This is a genomic window from Candidatus Marinimicrobia bacterium CG08_land_8_20_14_0_20_45_22 (assembly GCA_002774355.1).
Taxonomy (GTDB): domain Bacteria; phylum Fidelibacterota; class UBA2242; order UBA2242; family UBA2242; genus 0-14-0-20-45-22.
The window spans coordinates 1-1,475 of sequence record PEYN01000121.1; the positions used below are offsets into that span (position 1 = coordinate 1).

Sequence of the window (1,475 nt, forward strand, 5' to 3'; positions counted from 1 at the left end):
AAAGACGAGCGAAAAAGTAAAACTGGCCAAGATGTCGACCGAAGAAAATCCGGCGTGCTTCCCAGTGATTTTGGCGAGCGACGAACGGTTCTTCAGGAAAATTTGGAAAAGGCGTTGAAAGAGGGTTATTCCAAAGAAAATGAGGAGATCATCCGACGCTATTTCGAGTCGCTGTCCAAAGAGGTAAACGAATGAAAACGGGACAATATTTCCGATTGAGATTCTTAGTTTACATTGCGGTATTCCTACCGGCTGTCGCTGGTTTTTCTCAAACACCCAGGCCAACCTCGGCGGAATTGAGCGAGCAGAAATATCGATTCGAGATGGCACAACGTCTGGAACTCCAAGGACAAACGGATCAGGCGCTTGAAATCTACCGGTTTCTCGTCGATTCTCAGCCTGGAAATTATTCGTATTATTTGCGATATACGAACCTGCTGTTTCAAAGAGGTAATTACACGGAGGCTGAACGCGTCATCCGGCGTTTTCTTGCTATTAATCCGAATTTTGAGAGCGTGGCGATCGATCTGGGGAGATTGGTTTATGCGAAAGGCGACACGGCGGAAGCTTTCGAATATTGGAAAGGTTGTATTGAGCGTTTTCATCACTCGCTATCAATTTATCAGACGCTGTTTAATGTTCTCGTCGGCGTTCGCCAATACGAACGGGCGGAAAATATCATTTATGATGCGCGTGTTTATCATCGGAAACCCGACCTGTTTTCATTGGAACTGGCAAATTATTTTCTGATGCGTAGTGAATATGTGAAAGCGACGCGGGAATTTCTTTTAAACGGTCGCGCCAATCCGAGGAACTACGGACTGATCGGCAACCAGTTGATGAAAATTCCCAATGAACAAACTCTATATAATGCCATCGATTCGCTGATTGTAAAAGAAATAAATAGTTCGCCGATGGTTGCCGAATTTCATCGGATTCGAGCTGATTTCAATTTCAAATTCAAGCGATTTGCGGTCTCTTGGCATGAAGTTCTAATAGTTGAATCAAAGACAGGTTTCAAGGGAAACGACATTCTGAAATTTACGAACGATCTGGTCAATGACCGGGAATATCAGCAGGCTGAAAAATGCTATGCGGAAATTATTCAACGCCACGAATTTCAACCGATCGCACCAAAGGCGTTGCTCGGTCTGGCGGATGCGGTCGAAAAATCTGTTTTAGCCCAACAGACGGCGAATCCGCTGGATTATTTTTTTCCGGGAAATGTGTTTTTCAAGACGGAGTTCATTCAAAACGTTACCGATGATGAATCGCATTTACAGAGTGCGTTTTCGATCTACGATTCGTTGATCGTCGCAATGCCGAAGAGCGCGTACTCGGCACAGGCGTTGTTTCGGTTGGCGGAATTAAGGTTTCTCGTGTTACGGGACTTCGATGGCGCGAATTCGCTGTATGAACAATCTATGGCGATCTGCCGTGATGCGCGAATCATCGAACAATGCCGTCTCCGAACC

The 1,475-nt window shown here is 45.5% G+C and carries 2 protein-coding genes; both read left to right on the forward strand.

The window, feature by feature from the left end; all coding sequences use genetic code 11:
- On the forward strand, positions 1-195 hold a 195-nt coding region (locus COT43_06915; protein ID PIS28200.1), incomplete at its 5' end, for a hypothetical protein.
- Positions 192-1,475: hypothetical protein (locus COT43_06920; protein ID PIS28201.1), on the forward strand; the 1,284-nt coding region annotated here is incomplete at its 3' end. The genes COT43_06915 and COT43_06920, both read left to right, overlap by 4 nt.